Here is a 22558-nt window from a genome sequence, read left to right as displayed (position 1 = left end):
CCGACATCTGGCGGGCATCCAATGAGACTCAGGCACATCGAAGTAGTGAACGCGATCCGCGTGACCGGCACGCTCAAGGCCGCGGCCGCGCTCCTGTCGCTCACCCAGCCGGCGATCACGCAAACCCTGCAGAGCGCCGAGCGCCAGCTGGGCTATCCGCTGTTCGAACGCGTGCGTGGCAAGTTGATTCCGACCCGCGAGGCGCAAACGCTGTTCCCCGAGATCATGCGGCTCGATGAGCAGCTGCAGGCGGTTCAAAGGCTCGCGGAAAACCTGCGCGGCGGGACTGACGGATCGTCGATCCGCATTCTGGCCGCCCCCGCCATAGCGCAGACTGTCGTGGTGGACGCAGCACTCGCATTCAAGGCCTTGCATCCAGGCGTCAAGCTGTCCATTCGCGCGGATTACTCGGCAACCGCAGTCGCCAACATCGCGCTGATGGAAGCGGATATCGGCGTGCTGTATCACAGCGTGTCGCATCCGGCCATCAAGGAGATCGAACTGGCGTCGAGCCGGCTCGTTTGCGTGGGTCACCCGGACATCCTCGACAGCGCGCCTTTCATGGAGATCAGTGCGCTCGAAGGCCGCGAGATCATTGGACCCGATCCCGCCGACCCACTCGGGCGGCTTTTGGCGAAACGGCTCGAAGAACTCTCGGTCACGGTCCGCTCGAGCGTCACCGCGCAGTCGTATCACTCCCTCGTGGCGCTCGCCGCGCGCTCGAAAGTCGTGACCATCGTCGACGAGATCGCGGCGCTCTCCGCACGCGCTCAAGGGCTGAATGTCGTGCCGCTTGCACCAGAAATCGCGATTCCGGTAGTTGCGAGCGTGGCCATTAACGGCGAGCGGTCAGCGTTGGTCGAACAGTTTATGCAAGTTTGCAGGAATACGTTTCGCACACCCGGATGAACTGGCTAACGCCAAGCCAAGCTTGACTCATTTCGTTGTCCGACTTTCCGCCTGGGCGACCAGCACCGACAAGACTTCTGGGAAATCGGAAGAAGTCGGCGCATCTTGCCGGATCAGTTCCCGGTGCTTCAGCTCGGCCCAGAACGCCGGTGGAATGTCAGCGCGGAAGGTTTGCAGGTTGTCGTCCAGCTGCGCAACCGTACGCACGCCGGGGATGTTGGTCGGGATCGCAGGGTGGGCGAGAACGAATTGCAGCGCCGCCGCTTTGAGCGGCACCGAGTATTCCTGACATACCTGCTCGATCTTGCGCACGCGCTCAAGAATGGCTTCCGGCGCGGGTGCGTAGTTGTATTTCGCGCCTGGCACCGCACCCGTCGCGAGAATGCCGCTGTTGTAGCCGCCACCGAGAATGACCGACACCTGCTGCTCTTCGCACAGCGGCAGGAAACCGTCCAGCGCATCCTGCTCGAGCAAGGTGTAGCGTCCAGCCAGCAACAGGCAGTCGAAATCCTGCCGGCGAATCGCTTCGTGCGCGACCTGCCACTCGTTGACACCGAGCCCCACCGCCTTCACAACTCCTTCGTCACGGAGTTTCAGCAGTGCTTTCGACGCGCCAGCCATCGCCGCCTCGAACATCTCGGACTGACGCTCGCCATGTGTAAATACGTCGATGTCGTGAATCAGCGCAATATCGATGTGCTCCAGCGCCAGACGCTGCAGACTGTCTTCGATCGAACGCATCGTGCCGTCATAGCTATAGTCGAAAACGGTTTCGAAAGGTAACCCGTCAACCCACGGGTCAAAGTTGATCTCGGCGCGTTTGCGCGGCTTCAGCAGGCGACCAACCTTGGTGGACAGCACAAACTGGTCGCGCGGATACCAGCGCAGCCCCTGACCACAGCGCGCTTCGCTCAACCCGTGTCCGTACATCGGCGCGGTGTCGAAGTAGCGCACGCCGGCGTCCCACGCTGCCTTGATCAATGCAGCCGAATCCTCTTCACTAATCGGCCTGAATATGTTGCCGATCGGCGCGGCGCCGAAACCCATCACACTTGTCTCGAGCCCTGAACGCGGCCATTTACGCTTTGCTACCGGATCCATCTTTATCTCCTTTGTCGAGCGGAGCAAGTGCTAAAGCACTTACTCCGCTGCCATGAGCGAAGCCATTTGTTCCAAACCGGCCGCCACGCAACGCCCGTCTACTTGATCTTCGCAGCAGCGGCAAGCTTGCGCACGCCCTCTTTCGGGTCCTCGTTCGAGTTCATGAAATTCGTTACGACGTCGGTAATCGCGCCAGCGGTAACCGGAGACTGAAGATTGCCGAAGGCCAACGAAGGCAGGAACGCACCGGATTTAATCGTGGCCTGCTCGTCAGCGAATGACTTCCGGGCGCAGCTATCGAACTTGTCCATGGGTACGTCCAGCCGAACAGGAATTGAACCCTTGTAGAGACTGAACTGCTGCTGGAAATCGACGGACATGATCGTCTTTGCAAGCGCAAGCTGCCCAGGCGACGCCTGCTTCTTACCGTTCTGCTGAAAGAACGCGAACGAATCCACGGTGTACGTGTAGGCATTCGACGTACCAGGCGCGGCCGCGCAAATATAGTCAGTGTCTGGCTTCTTGTTCGCATTGGCGAATTCGCCCTTCGCCCAGTCGCCCATGAACTGCATGCCGCCCGAGCCGGAGATGACCATTGCCGTTGCGAGATTCCAGTCACGGCCGTGGTAGCCCTTATCGAAGTAGCCGCGGATCTTCTGGACGATCTCGAACACCTGCACCATCTGCGGCGAAGTCAGCGTTTTCTGGTCAAGATCAACGAGGGCTTTCCGATAGAAATCCGCCCCCTGGGAGAGCACGACCGTCTCCCAGATGGTCATGTCTTGCCATGGCTGGCCACCATGTGCGACTGGTGTGATACCCGCTGCGCGAAATTTGTCGGCGAGCGCGAAAAATTCCGGCCATGTCGTGGGCGCCGTGCCCCCAACTTTTTCAAGGTCGGCCTTGTTGATCCACAACCAGTTGATTCGGTGTACCGAGAAGGGTGCAGCCACATAGTGACCGCCTGCCTTCATGGAGCTATCTATCTGCGATGGCGAATGCGCTTTCCAATCGGTAGCGGACTGATCGACACTGACCAACATGTCCTGATCGGCCCAATCCTGAATCAGAGGACCCTTGATCTGCGCGGCCGATGGTGCGTTTCCCGAAATGACCTGCGTCTTCAGCGCCGTCATGGCCGCCGCGCCCGCTCCTCCCGCTATGGCGAAGTCCTTCCACTCATAGCCCTGTTTGGTCATATCGTCCTTCAACACCCGGATCGCTTTCGATTCACCGCCAGAGGTCCACCAGTGCAGTACCGAAAGCTGTTCAGCGGCCAAACCAGCATGTGTTCCAGACACGAGCAGCGTAATACCCGTCGCAAGCGACGTGAGTGATCGTTTCATTGCAGTCTCCGAAGTCTTCGTTATTTGATCGAGCGGCGCATTCGAAGCTAAATCGAACGCGCATGCGTGCCCGTTTTAATGCGTGTCAAACGTCCTTGCCGATCTACAGATCAAACCCAAGTTGCGACTTGCCGAGCGGTGTCAGGTCGTCAGCCGTTGCGCGTCCGGTGAAATCCACTTCGAAATGGTCAGCAGGAAAATCGGGCGGGCTTTCACCCTTGAGGAAGCTCGGCAACTGGCGCTTCAGATAAGCGTCGTTTTTGGCGCACGCGGGCGCCGAGGCGATGTACATCACGTTGCTGTAACCCGCTCCCCTGTGCTCGTCTTCGACTGCATGGATGACATCGCTGTGCCAGAACACGGTGTCCCCCGCTTCCATTTTGGGAATCGACGACAATGCCTCGAACAAAGGCGCATGAAATTCCGGCTTGATCGACAGCGCCCGTCCAGGCATGGCACCGCACAGGTCGTCCTCGGCGACATCGTCCTGAAGCGCGCGCAGCAGGATGTACACCATCGAATTGGCGATGGGCACGAGTTGCAGCGTGCCGTCGCCCGGGCCTTGCGGCGTCAGGGCAGTCCAGCCCTGGAAGGTGCGGAACATCGAACATACGGCCGGCGACGCGATCTCCTGGACGTCGGGTCGGAAAGCCGCATCGAACGCGTCGTAGTCGCGCCAGTTCCCGGCAAACACGTGGCGATACACCTTCCGGAAATTGCTTTCGATCCAGCGCTCGACTGACCCGCCGTCGCAATGCGCCGACAGGCCAAGCGACGCGGAGCCTGGCGGCCGGCGGCGCAGACGATCGGCATAGACCGGCACGCGCTCCGGATCGAAGTGCACCTGACCGCCGCTCTCATTGCGCCATAGCCGGTTCAGGAATACACGTGCTTCGGTTAGTGACGCCGACTGACGGGCCAGCACTTGCGGCTTCGACCAGTACACCCCATAGATCTGCGGTTTGCTGGACGCCAGCTGGCCAAAGTATTTGTCTTCAGCGCGGTTTTCCAGGTGCTTGTCGAGATTATTGCGCTCGACATAGTCGGCAATATCCTCGTCCCAACCCTGCACCAGCGCACGGGGAAAAACATTACGGATCACGCATGCACCGCGCGCCTTGACGAGCGCGATCTGGTCTGCGGTGACGCGTTGTTCGGCGATGTCGGAAAACTGAATCTCGGGGATGACGTCTTCTCCACGATCCCGCTGCGTAGCGATTCGCTTCGCCTCGGTGCTGATCGCTTCTTCGACTTCGGCAAAGACCTGCCGGTAGTTCGGCAACGCCGCGCGCAACTCCTTTTTCGCTTGCCGGATTGCGCTCGGCAAATCGTCGATTTTCAACGCCATGACTGTCTCCCTAGGGATTTGATATGCCCCAAGGATATGACGCGCATGCGTGGCTTGGTGATACTATTCAGGCAATCTTTTTGCGCATTCGGCCATGAAACCAGCCTATGAGCATGTCGACTTCGGTGGGGACTGTTCGGTGCGGGTTTACCACCGGCGGCTGCCGCGTATTCCGTTCGAGTGGCATCACCATCCGGAGTACGAGTTAACGCTGACGATGAACAGTCATGGCAAGCGCTACATCGGCGACTCTGTCAACGAATACGAGGCTGAAGATCTGGTCCTCGTGCCGCCGGATCTTCCGCACACCTGGGCGTCGAATCGTTCGATCGATCCATCTTCGCCGCAGGTCGCCATCGTCATCTGGTTCGACGGCGATTGGGCGCGGCGTATGGCGGACTGTTGCCCAGAATATGAACCGCTGCGCAAGCTGTTACGCAGGGCCGCGTGTGGGCTGGCCTTCGAGCCACCCGCCGGCAAATGGATGCGCGAGCGCCTGGAACAATTGCTGTCGAGCGTGGCGCGCGACCGCCTTGGCGCTGCCCTCGACGTTATGTGTACGCTCGCCGACGCGCCGGGCCAGCCACTCGCCTCGCCGAGTGCTTTCAACGAGGCAACCACCGGTCCGTCCGGCCACGAGCCCGAACGGATCAACCGGGTCCTTTCGATGATTGACGCGCGCTTTGCCGAACCGTTGCGACTGTCAGAGCTCTGCGCGGCCGCCAGCCTGTCGGAACGCACGCTCACGCGTTACTTTGTTCAGCATATCGGTGAGAGCGTCGGCCGCTATATCACGCGGGTTCGGATTGGTCACGCGTGCCGGATGCTGGTTGACACCGCCATGCCGGTTGCCGTCATCGCTGCTCGTTCGGGCTTCGCGAACGTCGCCAATTTCAATCGACAGTTCAAGGCCGCAAAGCAGGCGACGCCGGCCGAATATCGACGGCAGTTCGCCGCCGCGGGTTCTCCGGATAAGGACGCAGCGGCGCGCTTGACCGAACGGTCTCCGTCACTGCAAAAGAAGCGGAAACTAGCCAGTGAGCGAAACGTGGAAGAGACGGCTGGCCAGTCCCGCGCCTGATCCCGCAGATAGCAATCTGCGCCCCGTATCCGACCTTCGATGGCCTTCGGCGAGCAACATCGCGAACGTTAGCCCGCATCGGGCATAGTGTTAACTTTTATCAAATAACACGCTGCCTGAGAAAACCTCGTCAACGACATCGCAGCATTTCCCGTTTACGGAGGATCGGCGAATTACATGCCGTGCACCGTCACTGCGGCGACAGGCCAAGTGCATTCATAGAATTCTATTTTGGAGTACGGCATGAAATATCCTCTCTTGGCAACGTTGGTCGCGAGCTTGGGAATTGGCCTATCCGGCGTGGCCAATGCAGTTAACGTAGACGTCAATATCGGCACGCCTGCCCCCGTAGTGGTCGCCCAGGCACCAGTTGTCATTGGCTGGCATGGGGACAGATACTACGACGGTCATCGCTACTGGGAACGCCAGGAATGGGAGGAACATCACCACCACCATGGTGATCATGGCCACTGCCCTCCCGGACACGCTAAAAAGGGCGAGTGCTAACAGCATCGCATAGCAACCGAACTGTTGTTACGGGCCTCGCGGCCCGTTTTTTTTGCGAAAACAGAAGGCAGCAGCAGATTGCCATCAGAAACGTGAGCGGTCGATTCAGTCCGCAATCTCCCGTTCAAAGCAATATCACGAAAGCCGGTCTATCCCGGGCGAATATTGCCAACGCCAGCCTGGCACGTAGAATGTGCATTGCCGTGTCCGTCGCCTGACCGCGATCCTTGCACGGCGCGCAACCGCGCGTCCCGACGGCAATCAAGTGAATGGTCTTATGAATCGTAGGCAAGCGTTGCTCACCTGCGCGTATGCCGGCCTGACCGGTGTGTCCGGCCGCGTTTTCGCCACAAAGCGCGCGCCGCGTGTGGTGTTCCTCAACCCCGGCGAGGCTGTGCAACGCGGTACGGGACAGCATTGGCAACTGGTCTCCCGATTCATGACAATGGCGGCGCGCACCTTAGATATGCAACTGGAGGTGCTGTACGCGGAACGTGACCATCTACTGATGCAGCGCCAGGCAGAAGACGTTGCGCGACGCGCCGACGCACCGGACTACGTCGTCATCGTCAACGAAAAGATGGCCGCACAGCAGATGCTCAAAACACTGGCGCGCTCGCCGGCCAAGGTGCTGCTCATCCACAACGACCTGACGTCTGAGCAGCGCCACGCGGTCGGCAATGAACGGGAACTGATCCCGAACTGGATCGGCACGGTGACGGCAAACGCCGAGCGCGCCGGGTACCGGCTGATGCAATTTCTGTATCAACAACTGGGCCAGCACGGGGCGCAGGTGATCGGTATTACGGGAGACCCGAGCACGCCGGTCTCGCTGGAGCGCGCCGCCGGTGTCGACGACTTCCTGTTTCACGCCTCGAATGCGCACACCTGCCAACTGGTCTTCAGCGACTGGAGCTATGCCGACAGCGATCAGAAGGCACGCGTGCTTCTCGCGCGGTATCCGGATGCCAATGTGATCTGGGCCGCCAACGACGCGATGACGCTTGGGGCGCTGGACGCCGTCAAAGCGCGCAATGCGCGCGTTCTGGTAGGCGGCATAGGTGCGTTGCAGGAGGCACTGGCCAAGGTGGCTGACGGCAGCCTCGCTGCCATGATGGCTGGCGACTACTTCCTCGGCGCCTGGGCGATGGTTTTGTTGCACGATCACAATCAGGGCAACGATTTTGCCACGAACGGAGGTCTGCGCCAGAAGCTCGACTTTCTGACCGTGATCCATCGCGAGAACGCCCCCCGCTATGCCGACCTTGTTTTCCGGAGCGGAGCGATACTCGACTTTGGCCAGTACTCGAAAACCCGGTCCCCGCGTCCGGGCCCCTACGATTTCAATCTCCAATATCTTCTGGACACGGCGTCCAGGGCTTCATGATGCGTCTGTCCCCACGGCTCGCGCTGCCTTCGCCCAGTTTGCACACCAAGCTGATGCTGGCGCTCGTCATACTTGTCGCGATCGTGGCCGGCACGTCGGCGTATGCGCTGGTCGCGCACGAACGGCAGCGCCGGCTCACTGCGCTGGAGGAGCGTGCCACCCGGATTGCCGACCTGTTCAGCCAATCGCTCGCGCAACCTTTGTGGAACATCGATCTTGGCGCGATCAACGGCCAGCTTGCCGCACTCGCTCCGAATCCCGAAGTGGCCCAATTCACCGTCACTGCAGTGGGCTACGGTACGGTGTCCACCGCGGGGAAAGCCGTTCAGCCGAAACCTGCCGACAGCGTGGTGCGTGTCAGGGCGATTGAATACACTCCACCCGGCAATGCGCCAAGGGAAAAGATCGGCGAGGTTCGTGTCGTCCTGACGAAGGCAGTGGCAGAACAGGCGATCAGCGACGCCCGCCGGGCGATTCTCGCCATGATCACGGCCGTCGTTGCCGTGCTCTACGCCGCGACCTTCCTGCTCCTCAAGCGCATGGTGCGCAGCCCGATCAACCGTCTTGAGGAAATGGTCGACCGTATCGCGAGCGGCGACCTTCGTGCGCGCTGCACAGTTGAGTCGGGCGATGAGTTAGGCCGGCTCGCCTTGCGCGTCAATGTCATGGCTGACCGCCTTCAGGAATCGACGGTAAGTCTGCGCGCCAGTGAACGGAAATACCGCAGCATCGTTGAGAATGCCCTCGAGGGTATCTTCCTGCTCGATCGGAACGGGCAACTGGATGAAGCCAATCCGGCAATGGCACAACTGCTCGGCTATCGTGACGTGCCCGACCTGATCGAGGCCGCCGCGAGCGCCGCCCACAAACAGCCGTTCTCGCCGGAGCAGATTGCAACCCTGTTCGAAATTCTGCGCACGCAGGGTGAGATCGTGGGACTCGAGCTGCAGTTGCAGCGTCTCGACGGCACACCCATCTGGGTTCAGCTAAACGCACGAGGCGCGACAAGCGACGACGGTAGCCTGAGGGGACTTGAAGGCCTGCTGACCGACATGACGGCCCGCAAGCATGCAGTGGAAAGCCTGCGACGCCATCGCGACCAGCTCGAACTCGAAGTCGTGGTGCGCAAGCGGACCGAGCTGGAACTGCTGGCGTCGCGCGAACAGCTGCAGCAGTTGTCCGCGCATCTGGAAGCCATTCGCGAGGAGGAAAGGAAGCACATCGCGATGGAAGTTCACGACGAACTCGGCCAGTTGCTGACCGCGTTGAAAATGGACCTGTCGTTGCTGAGGATGCAACTGACGACGGGTTCCGCCGCCATGCAAAAAGCCGAACAGATGCGCGATCTGGTTGAACAAACCATCAAGATCGTGCGCAATGTGGCCAGTCACCTTCGGCCGGTCGCACTGAATTTCGGCCTCGCCTCCGCGCTGGAATGGCTCGCGGAGGATTTCACCCGCCATACTCACATTCCCTGTCACTTCAACGTCACGGGTTCCGAACCGACTTTCTCGGATTTCCGCGCCACAGCGCTATTCCGTATCGTGCAGGAGTCGCTGACCAACGTGGCCCGTCATGCCGGTGCGTCGCGTGTCGATGTGACCCTGGTCAACAGCGAAGCGGGTGTCGAGGTGACCATCTGCGATGACGGCCGAGGCTTCGATATGGTTACCGCACGGGCCGGCTACTCGTACGGACTGCAGGGCATGGCCGAGCGCGCCAGGCTGATCGACGCGAAGCTGTTCATCGAGAGCACGCCCGATTCCGGTTCTGTCGTGCGGCTATTCGTTCGGGATGATGCCGTGATTGTCACGTAATCCGGACCAGCACACCTGTGGCGTGAAATGCCACGGGCAGCCGGGCGCTTCGCATTTTGCCCGCGGGGGATCTTCGTTCATTCCCTATAAATATCGCATGCGATTTAATCTTTTGCGATTGACATTCGTCGCTCTTTCCCGCATCATGCGACGCATGCGATTACATCGCATACGATTTAAAGCACCTTGACACCCTTATTCGCAAAGGAATCCATCATGGCCAAGATCGACCAAATCCTCCTCTCAGGCAACAGCCACGCCACCGTTAATCGCGACCCCAATCTCCAGCGCGGCGAGTTTGGCGTCCTCGACCTCAAGCTGTCGGCGTCTGGCGTCGAAAACCTCGAGTTCATCGCCACCGAGCCGCACCCGATAGCCGAGCAGTTGTTTGCGGGCGCGTGGTCGGCCTGTTACACCAGCGCGTTCCAGATTGCGGCCTCGCTGAAGAAGGTCACGCTGCCGTCCGACTATTCCGTGGACATCCAGGTAAACATTGGGCAAACCGGCGCCGCGTGGTTCCTCGGCGCCGAGTTCACCATCCGCGCACCCGGCCTGGAAACGGAAGTCGTCGAGGCAGTCGCGCACCTGGCCCATCAGATCTGCCCCTACTCGAAGGCTGTGCACGGCAACATCGAAATCGGCCTGAATGTCGTCACGGCGTAATCCATCAAGGCACATGCATCTCACTCAAGCACGCGCCCTTCACCGAACATTTTTCTAAGGAATTTCCATCATGAAGACCAAGCTCATCGTTGCACTGCTCGTCGCCGTTTCGGCATTCGCCGCTGCACCCGCGTTCGCCAGCGGCTATGGACCAGCCCCGTTCTACAAGCCCTCGGTTGGCGCACCGGCGTCGCAAAGCGGTCAGACCGCGCGAACCGTCGCCGCCGAACGTGACGACGTAACTGCATCGCAAGAGGCATATGGCGGCGTAGTCGCCGGACTCTCCCAGGCGGGCAGCCATGTCGCCGTGACGCCGCGCGATAGCCTGTACGCGCATCGCTAGATCGCGTGCCCTCTCGCCGCAGGGCCGTCGCGCATTTCCGTTGCTCATGCGCGGCGACCACAGCGCCAAGGAGGGCGCCGCCGCAAGACCTCTACGATGCGAAATAGCGGGCCGGTGAAATTGACCACCAGTTGCACGCTATAAGGCAGCAGTCCGACTTTCACCACATTGCGATATAATCGCATACGATACATATCGCTTCGTACGTCTTGTGAAACATCAGGCTCCAGCCAAAGAGGATACAGATGAAATCCATCGATCAACCTGAACCCGCAAATCGAATGCTCTCCGACTATCTGTGCTTTGCGATCTACTCCGCGAACCTGGCGTTCGGCAAGGCGTACAAGCCGATACTCGAGGAACTCGGGCTCACTTACACGCAATACATCACGATCATTGCGCTGTGGGAGACAGACCATCAGACCGTCGGCGGACTGGGCGAGAAACTGTTTCTCGAATCCAACACGCTTACGCCGATCCTGAAGAAGCTTGAGGTAATGGGTTATCTGGAAAGGCTGCGCGATCCAGAAGACGAACGTCAGGTACGTGTCAGTCTGACGAAAAGCGGACGACGCTTGCGCGAAAAGGCCCTGAAAATGGACCTCGTCGAAGCAACGGGCCTCGCGCCCGACGAGTTCGAGAAGATGCAGAAGGCAATCGTGACGTTGCGAAACAATCTGATCAAGTCAGTCCAGGACGACGAATGAGCGCTCGTGCGTGACTAGTTTGTGTGGGTCGTGGGATCTTCGAACGCGGAGACGATGCCGTCAATCATCGCTGCGATGCGCGCGGTATGCCGAAGGTCTTGATGCGTAACGAGCCAGGTTTCATAGACCGCCCCACGTGTGGGTTCCGGCCATAGCTGCACGAGGCCGTCCCGTTCAGCCAGATGGATCGGAAGCTCACCGATACCAATGCCGGCCTTTACCGCGGTACGCAGCATAAGACTGGAATTGAAGGTCGATACGATGCGCCCAGCGTGTACCGGTTCGCCGGCAAGAGTTGGCGATCGATTACCGGTCCAGCTTCCCTGATAGACGACAAGATCGTGGCCCTCGAATGCGGAGCCTGGAACGGGCCTGCCGTGCTGCTCGAGATACGCGTTCGATGCAAAGAGCGCCATAGGCCAGCGAGCCAGGCGTCGCGCGACAAGATCGGGATTGTCGGGCCTGACTGACCGGACCGCGATATCCGCTTCACGCCTTGCCAGATTCAGCATGCGTGTCGACGTGTCCAGCAGGACCCGCACTTCGGGATGCGCAGCATGCAGGCGTTCGATGGCGGGCAGCAGAAAATCGAGCGCGATCGAGTCCGTGCTGGTGACTCTTACGTCCCCCGCAAGCCGTGTATCCGTGCCCTGAGTTCGTCTGACGAATTCGTGCACGGAGTGTTCCATTTTCTCCGCCGATCTCAGCGCGGCCTCCCCTGCCGCAGTCAACGCGTAACCCTCAGAGGTGCGCAGGAAGAGCGTTGCCCGCAGGGCGTGCTCCAGCGCCGCAATCCGCCTGCCGACCGTCGCCTGATCGAGATTGAGCGTTCTCGCCGCTCCACGGAGCGTTTTTTCGCGCTCCACCGCGAGAAACACTCGCGCGTCGTCCCAGTTCATCGTGCCACCCTCCTGATGCAAATTTGCATCTCACTACATGAATAATGCTGCGTTTATTCATCAATGTCGATGCCTATACTGAACGCAAGAGTTCCTCGCCAAGTGATCCGACCGGATCAATCGAGCCTCATCAATCGAAGGAGTGGTATCCATGTCTGCTTCAACTTATCGTGTGCCGTCGACCATGACGGCGATTGAAATCAAACAGCCCGGCGGTCCTGAGGTCCTGGTGCCGACCACGCGCCCGGTGCCGGTGCCGGACGCCGATCAGGTTCTGATTCGCATCCACGCTGCTGCCGTGAATGGCCCAGACGTTTTCCAGCGCAAAGGGCTGTATGATCCGCCCCCCGGCGCGTCGGACATTCCGGGGCTGGAAGTGGCAGGTCAAGTGGTCGCCGTCGGCACCGACGTGTCCCAATTCCAGATCGGCGACCTGGTGTGCGCATTGATCTCCGGCGGCGGCTACGCGGAATATGCCGTCGCGCACGCCTGCAACACGATGCATATCCCCAAAGGCCTGACGTTGGTGGAAGCGGGCGCCATGCCCGAAACGTTCATGACGGTATGGCTGAACCTGTTCCAGCGCGGCAAGCTGGTTGCCGGCGAATCGGTGTTGATCCACGGCGGCGCGTCAGGCATCGGTACCACGGCGACCATGCTGGCGAAGGCATTCGGTGCGGCGAAAATCATCACGACCGTGGGCTCGCAGGCACATCGGGAGGCCAGTCTGGCGCTCGGCGCAGACCTCGCGATCGAATACCGCGAGGAAGATTTCGTCGCCGAAACAAAGCGGTTTACCGATGAAAGAGGGGTCGACGTGATCCTCGACATCATTGCCGGCGACTACGTGGCGAGAAACTATGAGGCCGCAGCCATGGACGGACGGATCCTCCAGGTGGGCGTGATCAAGGGACCGGCGAAGGATCTTAACCTCGTGCCGATGCTGACGAAACGTCTGACGCATATGGGCTCGACATTGCGATCGCGCACCTCCGCGGACAAGGCGGCTATCGTCAATGAACTCGAGCAGCATGTCTGGCCGCACTTCGAGAGTGGCAAGATCAAACCGGTTGTCTACAAGACCTTCGCACTGGCCGACGCTCGCGGCGCTCACGAGCTGATCGACTCCGGCACCCACTTTGGAAAGATTGTCTTGACGACAGGTGCCGATCTTATTGGCTGAAGATTGCGTGGTGCAGTAAATGCCGGGCGCTTCCACGCACTGACAGGTGACTTTAAGCGCTCGGCAAAGCACAACCCGCAAATCCGCTTACTGCTCTACAACGCCGAGCAGCGCCTGCTTGCCTCCGACGTATTTGTAGAGCGAAATTACGCCGTGCTTCAGATCGCCCTTCGCATCGAACTGTGTTTCTCCGAGCACGCCCTGATGATCGGTCGCCGGCATGGCAGCAAGGATTTTTGCCGGCTCGGTTGATTGCGCGCGCTTCATCGCATCAATGATGACACCCACCGCGTCGTACGCAAACGGCGAGTTCAGAACCGGCGCGTAACCGAAGCGCTTCTTGTAGCGCTCGACGAACGCCGGCCCACCGCTCATCTTCAACAGCGGCGCGCCGGCGATCGAGCAAATTACGTTGTCGGCCGCATCGCCCGCGAGTTTCGCGAGATCGTCGGCGCACAAGCCGTCGCCGGCCAGCACTTTCATCGTCATGCCCAACTGCTTCGCCTGCTTCGCGAACGGACCGCCCGTGCCATCGAGGCCGCCATACATGATCACATCCGGCTTTTCGCCCTTGATCTTGGTGAGGATCGCGCGGAAATCGACGGCCTTGTCAGTGCTTGCGTCGTGTGACAGCACCGTAATGCCGTTGGCTTTCGCCTGCTTTTCGAATTCGACGGCAAGACCCTGGCCGTATGCGGTCGAGTCATCGACGATGGCGACCGTTTTGACCTTCAGCGTTTTCGCTGCATAGTCGGCGAGCGTCGGCCCTTGCTGGGCATCGGTCGCGACCACGCGATACGCCGTCTTGAAGCCCTGCTGCGTATAGGCGGGATTCGTCGCGGACGGTGACACCTGCGCGATACCTGCATCGCTGTAGATCTTCGAGGCCGGAATCGTCGAGCCGGACTGCATGTGGCCGACCACCGCAACGACCTTGTCGTCCACCAGCTTCTGTGCGACCTGGGTGGCCTGACGCGGGTCGCCCGCATCGTCCTGCGCATCGAACACCAGCGTCACCTTCTTTCCACCGATCACGAGGCCCGTCTGGTTGATCTCCTCGATCGCGAGCCGCGCGCCGTTCTCGGTGTCCTTGCCAAGATACGAGGCCGGCCCCGTCACGGGTGCGGCCTCGCCGATCTTCACCATCTCGTCGGCACGGGCGACGCCCACTGCAGCGGCCGCCGATACTCCCAGAATGCAGACGGTCGCCATACCGCGACCCAAGACTGTGCTTGTGCTCATGCTTCACCCGAAAAGAAGTTGTAATGGTCGGAACGGACGCTAACGGCCGCCCGCCGATCGGAAGCACGCGGCCGTTTGTGCCAGCAATGCGGACGGTGTGCCTGCCTTCGCCGGATCGTTCGCACCCCACAGTGCGGCGTCGTTCGTTAGCGGGTTTGAATTTATGTAGCCACAATGCGCCCGGATTGCATTGATCTGCCGGAAAATAGAAGAATTGCGGCAGGGCCGCCTGGGACTGATTCGCTAGGCGTCGCCGTATAATCTGGGCGATCCGCCCTCGAGTTCGCGCATGACCACTGCCGACAATTCCAGTCAGGTAACCCAGACAGCTCACCAACTGGTCGAACAACTGGACGCGCTGCCGCGTACGCTTCAGGCGCGCCCGAGCCGTTCAGGCGCGGAACTGAGCGTCGGCATTCTGTTGTGGCCGCGCTTTCCGATGCTTTCGCTGGGCGGCCTATGTGATGCGCTGCGTCACGCAGCGGACCGCAGCGACCAGAGCCGTCAGCTACGCTGCCTGTGGACCATCGTCGGCGCACAGGGCGAATCGGTCGAAGCGAGCTGCGGCATTCCAGTGCAGGCGCAGTCCACGTTTCCAGATGTCGCGCAATTCGACTATCTCGTCGTGATCGGCGGCCTGCTTCCCCACCTCGATCAAGTCGACCGGCGCTACTGGGACTATCTGAAACAGGCTGCCGAGGCGGGCGTTCCGCTCATCGGCATGTGCACGGGCAGCTTCGTTCTGGCGCGTGCCGGCCTGATGGAAGACCATGTTGCCTGCGTGCACAGCTTTCACCTCGACGATTACCGGCGCATGTTCCCGGCGCTGCGCGTCGTGACCCACGCCGACTACCTGATCGACGGCACGCGCATCACCTGCGCGGGCGGCATTTCCGTGGTCGAGATGGCCGCGCGCCTGATCAGCCTGCACTGCGGACCGGACCGTGCGTCAAAAGTAATCCATCAGATGACGGTAAGCCGCCAGGGCGGCTCCTCGTTCGTCGAACGGCGCGCGGCGCTCGGCTACCTGTCGGTGGAAGATACAACCGTACGTCACGCGGTGCTGCTGATGGAAGAGAACCTCGAAGCACCATTGAACATCGTGGTCATTGCGAAGATGATCGGCACCAGTGTGCGCAATCTCGAGCGCGCGTTTGCGACCGAGATGAACTCATCGCCAAACGAGTTTTACCGGCGGATGCGACTGCGTTACGCCCGCTGGATGCTGGTCAATACGGCGCGCAAGATCACCGATATCGCCTACGAATGCGGCTTTGCGGACTCCGCGCATTTCATCCGTGTGTTTCGCGAGGCCTACGGCGTGACGCCTGGCAAGCTGCGCGCATCGCGTGGCGCGGCCGCCGCCTGATCCATTCCGCCGCCCTGCTATCCGCAAGCCTGTCGCGATTCTTCTACTTTCCGGCAGATCAATGCAATTCGGCGCATCGGTGGCGCCGTACAGTCCAGTCAAAGGGCTGACGACGCACCCGCGGCACATGGCCTCCCTGCAAACACACGAAAAAGCGAGTGCAGCTGTATGCGGATATTGATCCTCGGTGCGGGCGTCATTGGCTTGTCGAGTGCGTATTACCTGAGCCGCGCCGGCCACGACGTAACCGTCGCGGATCGGCATCCGGACGTAGCGAGCGAAACCAGTTCTGGCAACGGCGGCCAGTTGTCGTATAGCTATGTCGCGCCGCTCGCCGGCCCCGGTGTGGTCTCGAAGCTGCCGCGTTGGCTCACGCGCGGGGATTCACCGGTGCGTTTCCGCCCAAAGCTGAGCACCGAACAGTGGCGCTGGTGCTTCGAATTTCTGTCGGCATGCACGCGTGAACAAAGCGAATTCACGACACGCAAACTGCTGTCGCTGTCGTTCCTGAGCCGGACGCTGATCCACGAACTGATCGCCGCCGAACCGGCGCTCGACTTCGACTTCGTCCGTTCGGGCAAGCTCGTGCTGCATCGTGACTCGAGCGAGATGCAGAGCGCGATCAAGCTGCTTGAATTCCAGCGCACGCTCGGCTGCGAACAAAAGGCGCTGAGCGCCGACGCGTGCGTCGAACTCGAACCGACGCTCGCGCATCTGCGTCCATTTCTCGCGGGCGGCATCCATACGCCGAGCGAAGACACGGCTGATTGCGAACGCTTCTGCAAGAGCCTCGAAGCATTGCTGCGCGCTCGCGGCGTGCACTTCCGGATGAACACATCGATCGATTGTCTGAGGCTTACGGCAAGCGGTAGCGTTGAAGCCTGGAGCAACGGTGCGCCGCTCGCGGCCGACCATGTCGTCGTCGCATTAGGCTCGGCTGCGGCACGGCTACTGAAGCCGATCGGCATCCGTGTGCCGATCTATCCGCTCAAAGGCTACAGCCTGACGTTCGACCTGCAAGCACAGACGGCCGCGCCCCATGTGAGCATCACCGACTTTAGCCGCAAGGTGGTTTATGCCCGGCTCGGCGAGCGGCTACGCGTTGCGGGCATTGCCGATATCGACGGCTATTCGCTCGAACCTGATCGCTCACGTCTTGCGACACTGCGGGCGGAGGCGGCTGCCATGTACCCCGACGTCGCCAGATCTTCCATGGGTAGCGAATGGATCGGCTTACGCCCCGCGACGCCACGCGGCACGCCGATCGTCGGACCGACGCGCTACCGCAATCTGTGGCTCAACGTCGGCCATGGTGCGCTCGGTTTCACACTTGCGACGGGTTCGGCGGCGCTGCTGGCGCAGTGGCTGGCAGGCAGCAACGGCCAGGAACTGCGCAGCGCATTTGCCCTTTCGCACTGACGCTGCTTCCCCTTCAAAACATTATCGACCTCGCATGACAGAAAAGGCCAACATCGTCGTCATCGGTACAGGTGGCACCATTGCCGGCCAGGGCAAAGCCGTCATCAACACGTCGGCCTACCTATGCTCAGTACTCGGCATCGATGAGATTCTCCGCACGATTCCGCATGCATCCGAGCTGGCGAATTTGCGAGCGGAGCAGTTGCTGCAAACCGGCTCCGAGAATTTCAACAACGAGCATCTGCTTGCAATCGGCAGGCGCGTTTCCAGTTTGCTCGCGCAGGACGACGTTGATGGCGTGGTGATCACGCACGGTACCGATACGATCGAGGAAACCGCATACTTTTTGCATCTCACGCTCAAGAGTGCGAAGCCCGTAGTCGTGGTCGGCTCGATGCGACCGCCGTCGGCAATGAGTTCCGATGCGGCGTTGAATCTCTATGATGCGATTGCAGTAGCTGCGCATCCATCCTCGCGTGGCATCGGCACGCTGGTCGTCGCCAACGACGAGATCCACACTGCCCGGGACGTCGTAAAAAGCAACAGTATCAAGCTCGAGGCGTTTCGTTCACCGTACGGCGCGCTTGGCCATGTGATCGAAGGCCGGCCGCGCTACTATCGTCGCCCATGGCGTGCCCATACGCTCGACACGCCGTGGTCGATCGATACGCTTGGGGCATTGCCCAAAGTAGACATCGTCTATGCGTACGGCGCGCTCTCCCCCGACGCGGTGGAGGCAATCGCCGCGCACGCGCGGGGGCTGATCTATGTGGGCACCGGCAACGGCAACGTCGCAGAGCACCTCATCGAGCCGCTGCGCGACGCTGCCCGACGCGGGGTTCATGTGGTGCGCGCATCGCGCACCGGCAATGGAATCGTGCTACGCAATGGCGCACAACCCGACGACGCATACGGCTGGCTCACCGTCGAAGATCAGATCCCTCCAAAAGCCCGCATCCTTCTGACGCTCGCACTCACCCAAACGGACGACATGCAAGCGTTGCAAGTCGCCTTCGAGCGCTACTGAAGCGCATCCTCCTGCTCTCCACTGCCTTCAGGCGAATGAGGGAATAACTGGCACACGCGTGCAGTCTTGCAAGGTGAGCACGCACGAAGCGCGAGCATCTGGCGCAGCGGAACGCATCTGCCACGGACAACACGGCTCAGTGAACGTCCGGCATTCTTTCGCCCGCAAGGCACAAGGAGTACCAACATGAAATCGGATTCGTCGAATCGGCGTACTGCCTCGCCATTACTCAGCTTCGTGATGGCAGGAGCCGTGCTGATGGCAAGTTCAGCGAGCGTTTTTGCGCAAGCCATGCCGGAGCCCGCACCCCATCAAGTCACACGTGCGGAAGTTATGCATGAACTCGAAGAACTGGAGGCCGCGGGTTACGACCCATCCCAGGGTGACGACGGTTCGTACCCCGCCGATATACAGGCTGCGCAAGAGAAGGTTGCCGCCAAACACCGGGCGGAAAGAGACGCGATGATGAACGCAGGCCAGAACGGGCAGGCAAAGCCCACGCCGTAAGGAATGGGCTTTGCCTGCATATTTTCAAATTGACGTCAACGAAGTAGCACGTTGAAAGGACGACTATTTCCGAGCGAAAACTTTCCGCGCCTTACCGATAGCCGAGATGGCGGGTGAATCCACCCCTTACCAGGCATTTGGAAGTGTTGTCATCGCTTACTCTAAATGCTCAACTCGTAAGGAGGTCAAACATCATGAGCATACAAAGTGTAAGTGGTTCACAAACCGGCACGAGCCTGCTTTCTGTCGGCGCCACTCGTCGCTCGGCCGGCGGCGGCGGCTGCGAAACAGGGTCGTCCTCCTCGTCTTCATCGACCAGTTCGACGGACTCGAATCCGCTGTTGTCGGCACTCGAGGCGGCGTTGTCGGCGCTTGGCATTGGCAGCACGGGCAGCACGTCATCGACCACGGCTACTTCGGGCACGTCGAGTACGACGGCTTCTTCGAACTCGTCCACCACCGCAGCCTCTTCCACCTCCTCGACGAGCGATTCGTCGTCAACGAGCACAATTTCCGGCGCGCTGCAGGCCTTTCTCGGTGCGTTGTTTCAGGCACTAGGATCGCTTCAGCAAACGGGCAACGGTGATAGCTCCACGTCTGATAGCACGAGCGGCTCGACGAGTTCGATCGCGAGTTCTTCCTATGGGGATATTGGCGGCGCGCTGAATGCGCTCGCCCAGGAGCTCGGGTCCAGCAGTACGACGAGCTCAGGTACCGCGTCCAGTACTTCGGATGCAAGCAGCGATTCTTCTTCGTCTTCTTCGCCGGCGTCGACGCTACAGACGGATTTTCAGTCTCTGTTGAGCTCACTCGGCGATAGCAACTCGGGCACGTCGTTGCAGTCGTTTGTGCAGACGCTCGCGGATAACCTCAAGGGACATTCGCATATGCAAACGGTTGGGAGCCTGGTGTCGACTACGGCTTAGGGTAACGAAATGACGGGCGGTCTTTCGGGTCCGCCCAAGTCGAGACCCTTTGCGCATTAGAGGAACGGCGAAATGTTCTCCATCGCGCGCGTCACGTAGACTTCCTTCTCCCCCACTGGCGCCACATAGTGAATCGCGCTACGTGCAGCCTCGACACCTTCCAGACGCGCGATGAACCAGGCTGCCAGATACTGTGACGACAGACACCCGCCGGCTGTCGCGACGTTTCCCTTCGCCACGAACGGCTGATTGAGCACGGCCACACCCGCCTCCTCGACCCAAGGTTTGGTGGTCAGGTCCGTGCAGGCCGGAACGTCGTCCAGCAGGCCCAGCCTGGCAAGTATCAGCGTTCCCGAGCACTGCGCGCCCAGCAACTGGCGCGTCGGATCGAACTTCAGTTGCGACATCAACGCGGCATCAGCGACGACGTCCCGGGTCAGCCTCCCACTCCCAACCAGCACTGCGTCGGCGTCGCATGCGTCCTTTAGCGACGCTTGCGCCTCGATCACCACACCGTTCATCGAACGCACCTTGTCTGTCGGACTGGCGATCGAAACGCGCCAGCCCGGCCGCTTGACCCGGTTGAGAATGCCGAGCGCGATCAGCGAGTCGAGTTCGTTGAAACCTTCAAAGGTCAGGATAGCGATGTGCATGGGGGCCTCGTGCGAGTGGAGACGTTGTATTGCGCCATCGTAGAACCGATAATCAATACATTCAAATAATTGTCATGGATACGCTCAGGCATGCCTCAGCCCCGTTACAAGCAACTGGTCGACCGCCTCGCGGCCGATATCCGCGCGGGGCGGCTGCGTCCCGGCACGCGGCTGCCAACGCACCGCGATCTCGCGGCTCGAGAAGGACTGGCGCTGGTCACGGCCACGCGCGTCTACGCCGAGCTGCAAGCGATGGGCCTGGTAAGCGGCGAAACCGGTCGCGGCACGTTCGTCAAGGAGGCGCTCCCGCGCGGTCAAGGTATTGATCTGCAAGCCTGGAGCGCTGACACAGTGGATCTGAGTTTCAACAATCCCTCGTTGCCGGATCAGGGAGACCTTCTGCGCGCGGCGTTGCGCTAGCTCGCCGCCGCAGGCGACTTGGAGACGCTGCTTCGATACCAGCCTCATGGCGGGCGAGAGCACGAGCGGGCGACCGTGGCGCGCCACCTGACCAGCCGGGGACTGGCGGTACCGGCTGAATCCGTATTGCTCGTGAGCGGCGCACAGCACGGGCTGACAACGATCGCCATGGCCCTGCTCGAGCCCGGCGACGTGGTGGCCGTAGATGCCTTGACGTACCCGGGATTCAAGCTCGCCGCCGAGGTCAACCGGCTGGAACTCGCCCCCATTCCTGCCGCCGGGAACGGCCCAGATCTGGATGCATTGGCGGCACTGTGCAAGCGGCGGCGAGTACGCGCCGTATACGCGATGCCGACGCTCCATAACCCGCTCGGCTGGGTGATGAGCGCAACGCGGCGTCGCGAGCTGGTCACCATCGCCCGGCAGCATGGACTGATGCTCATCGAGGACGCCGCCTACGCGTTCCTGGCGGAAGGCGCCCCGCCGCCTTTGGCAGCGCTTGCTCCGGAGACGACAGTCTATGTATCGAGCTTGTCGAAGAGTGTCGCGACCGGGCTGCGCGTCGGCTTCGTCTGTGCCCCGCGCGAATGGGTTCCCAGGCTCGAACGGGCCATCCGAGCGACGACCTGGAACACCCCCGCGACCATGACGGCTATCGCCTGCGGCTGGATCGAGGACGGCACCGTAGCCAGGCTTGAGGCCGACAAACGGCGGGATGCCGCACAGCGCCAAAGCATTGCCGCTGAAGTCCTGCGCGGGCTGAAACGGATCAGCCATCCCGCGTCGTACTTCGTCTGGCTTCCTCTGCCGCAGGAGGTTCGGGCAGACGCGATCGCAATGGCCTTGATGCGCGAACACATCTCCGTGTCGACGGCCCATCCGTTCGCGACGTCAGCGCATGTGCCTCATGCCATCCGGTTGGCGCTCGGCTCCGTCAGCCTGTCCACGTTAAAGCAGTCACTGGAGACGGTGGCTCGTGTTGTTGCCAACCAGACCTACTGATGCACGGATGCGGCGGCGCAATCCGACAGACAGGAGTCGCTGGTCAAAGGGCTTAATGGTCGATATAAAGGAGAACGTGTAAATGGAGGCAGTAGCATTGAGAACGGCTAATAGGCGGCGTCAATCATGAATCCAGAAATCGTGCCGGCGCAAACCGCGCTTGTCGTCATGCATTATCAGACTGACATTCTCGGGCTCTTTCCATCGGTCGCGCCGGTCTTGCTCGCCAATACGCGCAAGCTATGCGACGCGGCGCGGGCCAAAGGCGTCAGTGTCTGTTTCGCCAATCTCCGCTTCAGTCCGGGCTATCCGGAGGTCAGCCCATTGAACAAGAATGGGCAGGGAATCAAGCAACTCGGCTTATTCGTCGACGACCGGCCTTCGCCAGAGTTAGGCCAGCAGGCCAGTGAACCCGTCATCATCGCGCATCGCGCCAGCGTGTTCTTCGGCACCGGTCTGCAGGCACGACTTCTCGCACAAGGTGTCGATACGCTGATTATGGTCGGCATTGCATCGACCGGTGTCGTGCTGTCGTCGGTGGCATATGCGAGCGACGCGGACTTCCGCCTGTACACGGTCAAGGATTGCTGTTACGACCCGGATCAGGTGGTACATGAACACCTGTTCTCTACCGCATTCGATTCGCGCACCACGGTGCTGTCGCTTGCGGATGCGTTACTGCTGCTCGCCTAGACGTTCGAC

General features: G+C 60.7%; 21 protein-coding genes and 1 pseudogene. 16 read left to right on the top strand and 6 right to left on the bottom strand.

What is annotated here, in order from left to right; translation table 11 throughout:
• Positions 1–21 precede the first annotated feature (21 nt).
• Positions 22–909, top strand: a complete 888-nt coding sequence (locus tag M0D68_RS10570; RefSeq protein ID WP_200619868.1) for a LysR family transcriptional regulator — start codon at positions 22–24, stop codon at positions 907–909.
• A gap of 27 nt (positions 910–936) precedes the next feature.
• Here the strand turns inward: M0D68_RS10570 and M0D68_RS10565 are convergent, their stop codons facing one another.
• The 3 genes from M0D68_RS10565 to M0D68_RS10555 all read right to left on the bottom strand — a co-directional run bounded on the left by M0D68_RS10565 (position 937) and on the right by M0D68_RS10555 (position 4704).
• The gene (locus M0D68_RS10565) at positions 937–2010 is read right to left on the bottom strand and encodes an aldo/keto reductase (RefSeq protein WP_234486764.1); all 1074 of its coding nucleotides are present in this window, start codon (positions 2008–2010) and stop codon (positions 937–939) included.
• Positions 2011–2108: 98 nt separating this feature from the next.
• On the bottom strand, positions 2109–3356 hold the full coding sequence (locus M0D68_RS10560; protein ID WP_200619867.1) for an ABC transporter substrate-binding protein: 1248 nt from the start codon (positions 3354–3356) through the stop codon (positions 2109–2111).
• Positions 3357–3459: 103 nt separating this feature from the next.
• Positions 3460–4704: a DUF1479 domain-containing protein gene (locus tag M0D68_RS10555; RefSeq protein ID WP_200619866.1), complete on the bottom strand. Its 1245-nt coding sequence runs from the start codon at positions 4702–4704 to the stop codon at positions 3460–3462.
• A gap of 94 nt (positions 4705–4798) precedes the next feature.
• Between M0D68_RS10555 and M0D68_RS10550 the strand changes: the two genes are divergently transcribed.
• The 7 genes from M0D68_RS10550 (at position 4799) to M0D68_RS10520 (ending at position 11209) form a co-directional block, all read left to right on the top strand.
• Positions 4799–5785 (top strand): helix-turn-helix domain-containing protein, encoded by a 987-nt coding sequence (locus tag M0D68_RS10550; protein WP_200619865.1) that lies wholly within the window; start codon positions 4799–4801, stop codon positions 5783–5785.
• 243 nt (positions 5786–6028) lie between these two features.
• Positions 6029–6292: a hypothetical protein gene (locus M0D68_RS10545; protein WP_093633142.1), complete on the top strand. Its 264-nt coding sequence runs from the start codon at positions 6029–6031 to the stop codon at positions 6290–6292.
• A 295-nt stretch (positions 6293–6587) separates the two neighbouring features.
• Complete coding sequence (locus M0D68_RS10540) at positions 6588–7679, top strand: ABC transporter substrate-binding protein (protein ID WP_234486763.1); 1092 nt, start codon at positions 6588–6590, stop codon at positions 7677–7679.
• Complete coding sequence (locus M0D68_RS10535; protein ID WP_234486762.1) at positions 7676–9496, top strand: PAS domain S-box protein; 1821 nt, start codon at positions 7676–7678, stop codon at positions 9494–9496. The genes M0D68_RS10540 and M0D68_RS10535 overlap by 4 nt, the downstream gene beginning before the upstream one ends.
• A 216-nt stretch (positions 9497–9712) precedes the next feature.
• The gene (locus M0D68_RS10530) at positions 9713–10159 is read left to right on the top strand and encodes an Ohr family peroxiredoxin (protein ID WP_200619863.1); all 447 of its coding nucleotides are present in this window, start codon (positions 9713–9715) and stop codon (positions 10157–10159) included.
• 70 nt (positions 10160–10229) lie between these two features.
• Positions 10230–10502, top strand: coding sequence for a hypothetical protein (locus M0D68_RS10525; protein ID WP_200619862.1), 273 nt, complete (start codon positions 10230–10232; stop codon positions 10500–10502).
• Between the two features lie 245 nt (positions 10503–10747).
• Entirely contained in the window at positions 10748–11209 is a 462-nt protein-coding gene (locus M0D68_RS10520) for a MarR family winged helix-turn-helix transcriptional regulator (RefSeq protein ID WP_093633146.1), read from the top strand.
• Positions 11210–11223: 14 nt separating this feature from the next.
• Here the strand turns inward: M0D68_RS10520 and M0D68_RS10515 are convergent, their stop codons facing one another.
• On the bottom strand, positions 11224–12108 hold the full coding sequence (locus M0D68_RS10515) for a LysR family transcriptional regulator (RefSeq protein ID WP_200619861.1): 885 nt from the start codon (positions 12106–12108) through the stop codon (positions 11224–11226).
• A gap of 151 nt (positions 12109–12259) precedes the next feature.
• Here M0D68_RS10515 and M0D68_RS10510 point away from each other — a divergent pair, with 151 nt between their 5' ends.
• The gene (locus M0D68_RS10510; RefSeq protein WP_200619860.1) at positions 12260–13291 is read left to right on the top strand and encodes an NAD(P)H-quinone oxidoreductase; all 1032 of its coding nucleotides are present in this window, start codon (positions 12260–12262) and stop codon (positions 13289–13291) included.
• A gap of 87 nt (positions 13292–13378) precedes the next feature.
• On the opposite strand, the gene M0D68_RS10505 is transcribed toward M0D68_RS10510, so the two are convergent.
• Entirely contained in the window at positions 13379–14503 is a 1125-nt protein-coding gene (locus M0D68_RS10505; protein ID WP_200619898.1) for a branched-chain amino acid ABC transporter substrate-binding protein, read from the bottom strand.
• A 319-nt stretch (positions 14504–14822) separates the two neighbouring features.
• Between M0D68_RS10505 and M0D68_RS10500 the strand changes: the two genes are divergently transcribed.
• From M0D68_RS10500 to M0D68_RS10480, 5 genes are all read left to right on the top strand, one after another.
• Positions 14823–15902 (top strand): GlxA family transcriptional regulator, encoded by a 1080-nt coding sequence (locus M0D68_RS10500; protein WP_200619859.1) that lies wholly within the window; start codon positions 14823–14825, stop codon positions 15900–15902.
• A 168-nt stretch (positions 15903–16070) separates the two neighbouring features.
• Entirely contained in the window at positions 16071–17321 is a 1251-nt protein-coding gene (locus tag M0D68_RS10495; RefSeq protein WP_200619858.1) for a D-amino acid dehydrogenase, read from the top strand.
• 34 nt (positions 17322–17355) lie between these two features.
• On the top strand, positions 17356–18348 hold the full coding sequence (locus M0D68_RS10490; protein ID WP_200619857.1) for an asparaginase: 993 nt from the start codon (positions 17356–17358) through the stop codon (positions 18346–18348).
• 186 nt (positions 18349–18534) lie between these two features.
• Complete coding sequence (locus M0D68_RS10485; RefSeq protein ID WP_093633152.1) at positions 18535–18855, top strand: DUF4148 domain-containing protein; 321 nt, start codon at positions 18535–18537, stop codon at positions 18853–18855.
• Between the two features lie 194 nt (positions 18856–19049).
• Positions 19050–19781, top strand: coding sequence for a hypothetical protein (locus M0D68_RS10480; protein WP_200619856.1), 732 nt, complete (start codon positions 19050–19052; stop codon positions 19779–19781).
• 56 nt (positions 19782–19837) lie between these two features.
• Here the strand turns inward: M0D68_RS10480 and M0D68_RS10475 are convergent, their stop codons facing one another.
• Positions 19838–20434, bottom strand: coding sequence for a DJ-1/PfpI family protein (locus tag M0D68_RS10475; RefSeq protein ID WP_200619855.1), 597 nt, complete (start codon positions 20432–20434; stop codon positions 19838–19840).
• Between the two features lie 90 nt (positions 20435–20524).
• Between M0D68_RS10475 and M0D68_RS10470 the strand changes: the two are divergent.
• A pseudogene (locus M0D68_RS10470) lies at positions 20525–21856 on the top strand (PLP-dependent aminotransferase family protein).
• Positions 21857–21982: 126 nt separating this feature from the next.
• On the top strand, positions 21983–22549 hold the full coding sequence (locus M0D68_RS10465) for an isochorismatase family cysteine hydrolase (RefSeq protein ID WP_200619853.1): 567 nt from the start codon (positions 21983–21985) through the stop codon (positions 22547–22549).
• Positions 22550–22558 lie beyond the last annotated feature (9 nt).

It is taken from the genome of Paraburkholderia sp. SEWSISQ10-3 4 (assembly GCF_030464785.1).
GTDB classification, from domain to species: Bacteria; Pseudomonadota; Gammaproteobacteria; order Burkholderiales; family Burkholderiaceae; genus Paraburkholderia; species Paraburkholderia aspalathi.
Note: the sequence above shows the minus strand (reverse complement) of the source record. Positions and strands in the feature narration are given on the sequence as shown.

Excerpts from the sequence above, each read along its gene's own strand:
- M0D68_RS10465 (WP_200619853.1), top strand. The coding sequence starts at position 21,983 with ATGAATCCAGAAATCGTGCCGGCGCAAACCGCGCTTGTCGTCATGCAT.
- M0D68_RS10535 (WP_234486762.1), top strand. The coding sequence starts at position 7,676 with ATGATGCGTCTGTCCCCACGGCTCGCGCTGCCTTCGCCCAGTTTGCAC.
- M0D68_RS10480 (WP_200619856.1), top strand. The coding sequence starts at position 19,050 with ATGAGCATACAAAGTGTAAGTGGTTCACAAACCGGCACGAGCCTGCTT.
- M0D68_RS10550 (WP_200619865.1), top strand. The coding sequence starts at position 4,799 with ATGAAACCAGCCTATGAGCATGTCGACTTCGGTGGGGACTGTTCGGTG.
- M0D68_RS10475 (WP_200619855.1), bottom strand. The coding sequence starts at position 20,434 with ATGCACATCGCTATCCTGACCTTTGAAGGTTTCAACGAACTCGACTCG.
- M0D68_RS10525 (WP_200619862.1), top strand. The coding sequence starts at position 10,230 with ATGAAGACCAAGCTCATCGTTGCACTGCTCGTCGCCGTTTCGGCATTC.
- M0D68_RS10520 (WP_093633146.1), top strand. The coding sequence starts at position 10,748 with ATGAAATCCATCGATCAACCTGAACCCGCAAATCGAATGCTCTCCGAC.
- M0D68_RS10510 (WP_200619860.1), top strand. The coding sequence starts at position 12,260 with ATGTCTGCTTCAACTTATCGTGTGCCGTCGACCATGACGGCGATTGAA.
- M0D68_RS10500 (WP_200619859.1), top strand. The coding sequence starts at position 14,823 with ATGACCACTGCCGACAATTCCAGTCAGGTAACCCAGACAGCTCACCAA.
- M0D68_RS10485 (WP_093633152.1), top strand. The coding sequence starts at position 18,535 with ATGAAATCGGATTCGTCGAATCGGCGTACTGCCTCGCCATTACTCAGC.
- M0D68_RS10545 (WP_093633142.1), top strand. The coding sequence starts at position 6,029 with ATGAAATATCCTCTCTTGGCAACGTTGGTCGCGAGCTTGGGAATTGGC.
- M0D68_RS10515 (WP_200619861.1), bottom strand. The coding sequence starts at position 12,108 with ATGAACTGGGACGACGCGCGAGTGTTTCTCGCGGTGGAGCGCGAAAAA.
- M0D68_RS10565 (WP_234486764.1), bottom strand. The coding sequence starts at position 2,010 with ATGGATCCGGTAGCAAAGCGTAAATGGCCGCGTTCAGGGCTCGAGACA.
- M0D68_RS10560 (WP_200619867.1), bottom strand. The coding sequence starts at position 3,356 with ATGAAACGATCACTCACGTCGCTTGCGACGGGTATTACGCTGCTCGTG.
- M0D68_RS10530 (WP_200619863.1), top strand. The coding sequence starts at position 9,713 with ATGGCCAAGATCGACCAAATCCTCCTCTCAGGCAACAGCCACGCCACC.
- M0D68_RS10555 (WP_200619866.1), bottom strand. The coding sequence starts at position 4,704 with ATGGCGTTGAAAATCGACGATTTGCCGAGCGCAATCCGGCAAGCGAAA.
- M0D68_RS10495 (WP_200619858.1), top strand. The coding sequence starts at position 16,071 with ATGCGGATATTGATCCTCGGTGCGGGCGTCATTGGCTTGTCGAGTGCG.
- M0D68_RS10490 (WP_200619857.1), top strand. The coding sequence starts at position 17,356 with ATGACAGAAAAGGCCAACATCGTCGTCATCGGTACAGGTGGCACCATT.
- M0D68_RS10505 (WP_200619898.1), bottom strand. The coding sequence starts at position 14,503 with ATGGCGACCGTCTGCATTCTGGGAGTATCGGCGGCCGCTGCAGTGGGC.
- M0D68_RS10570 (WP_200619868.1), top strand. The coding sequence starts at position 22 with ATGAGACTCAGGCACATCGAAGTAGTGAACGCGATCCGCGTGACCGGC.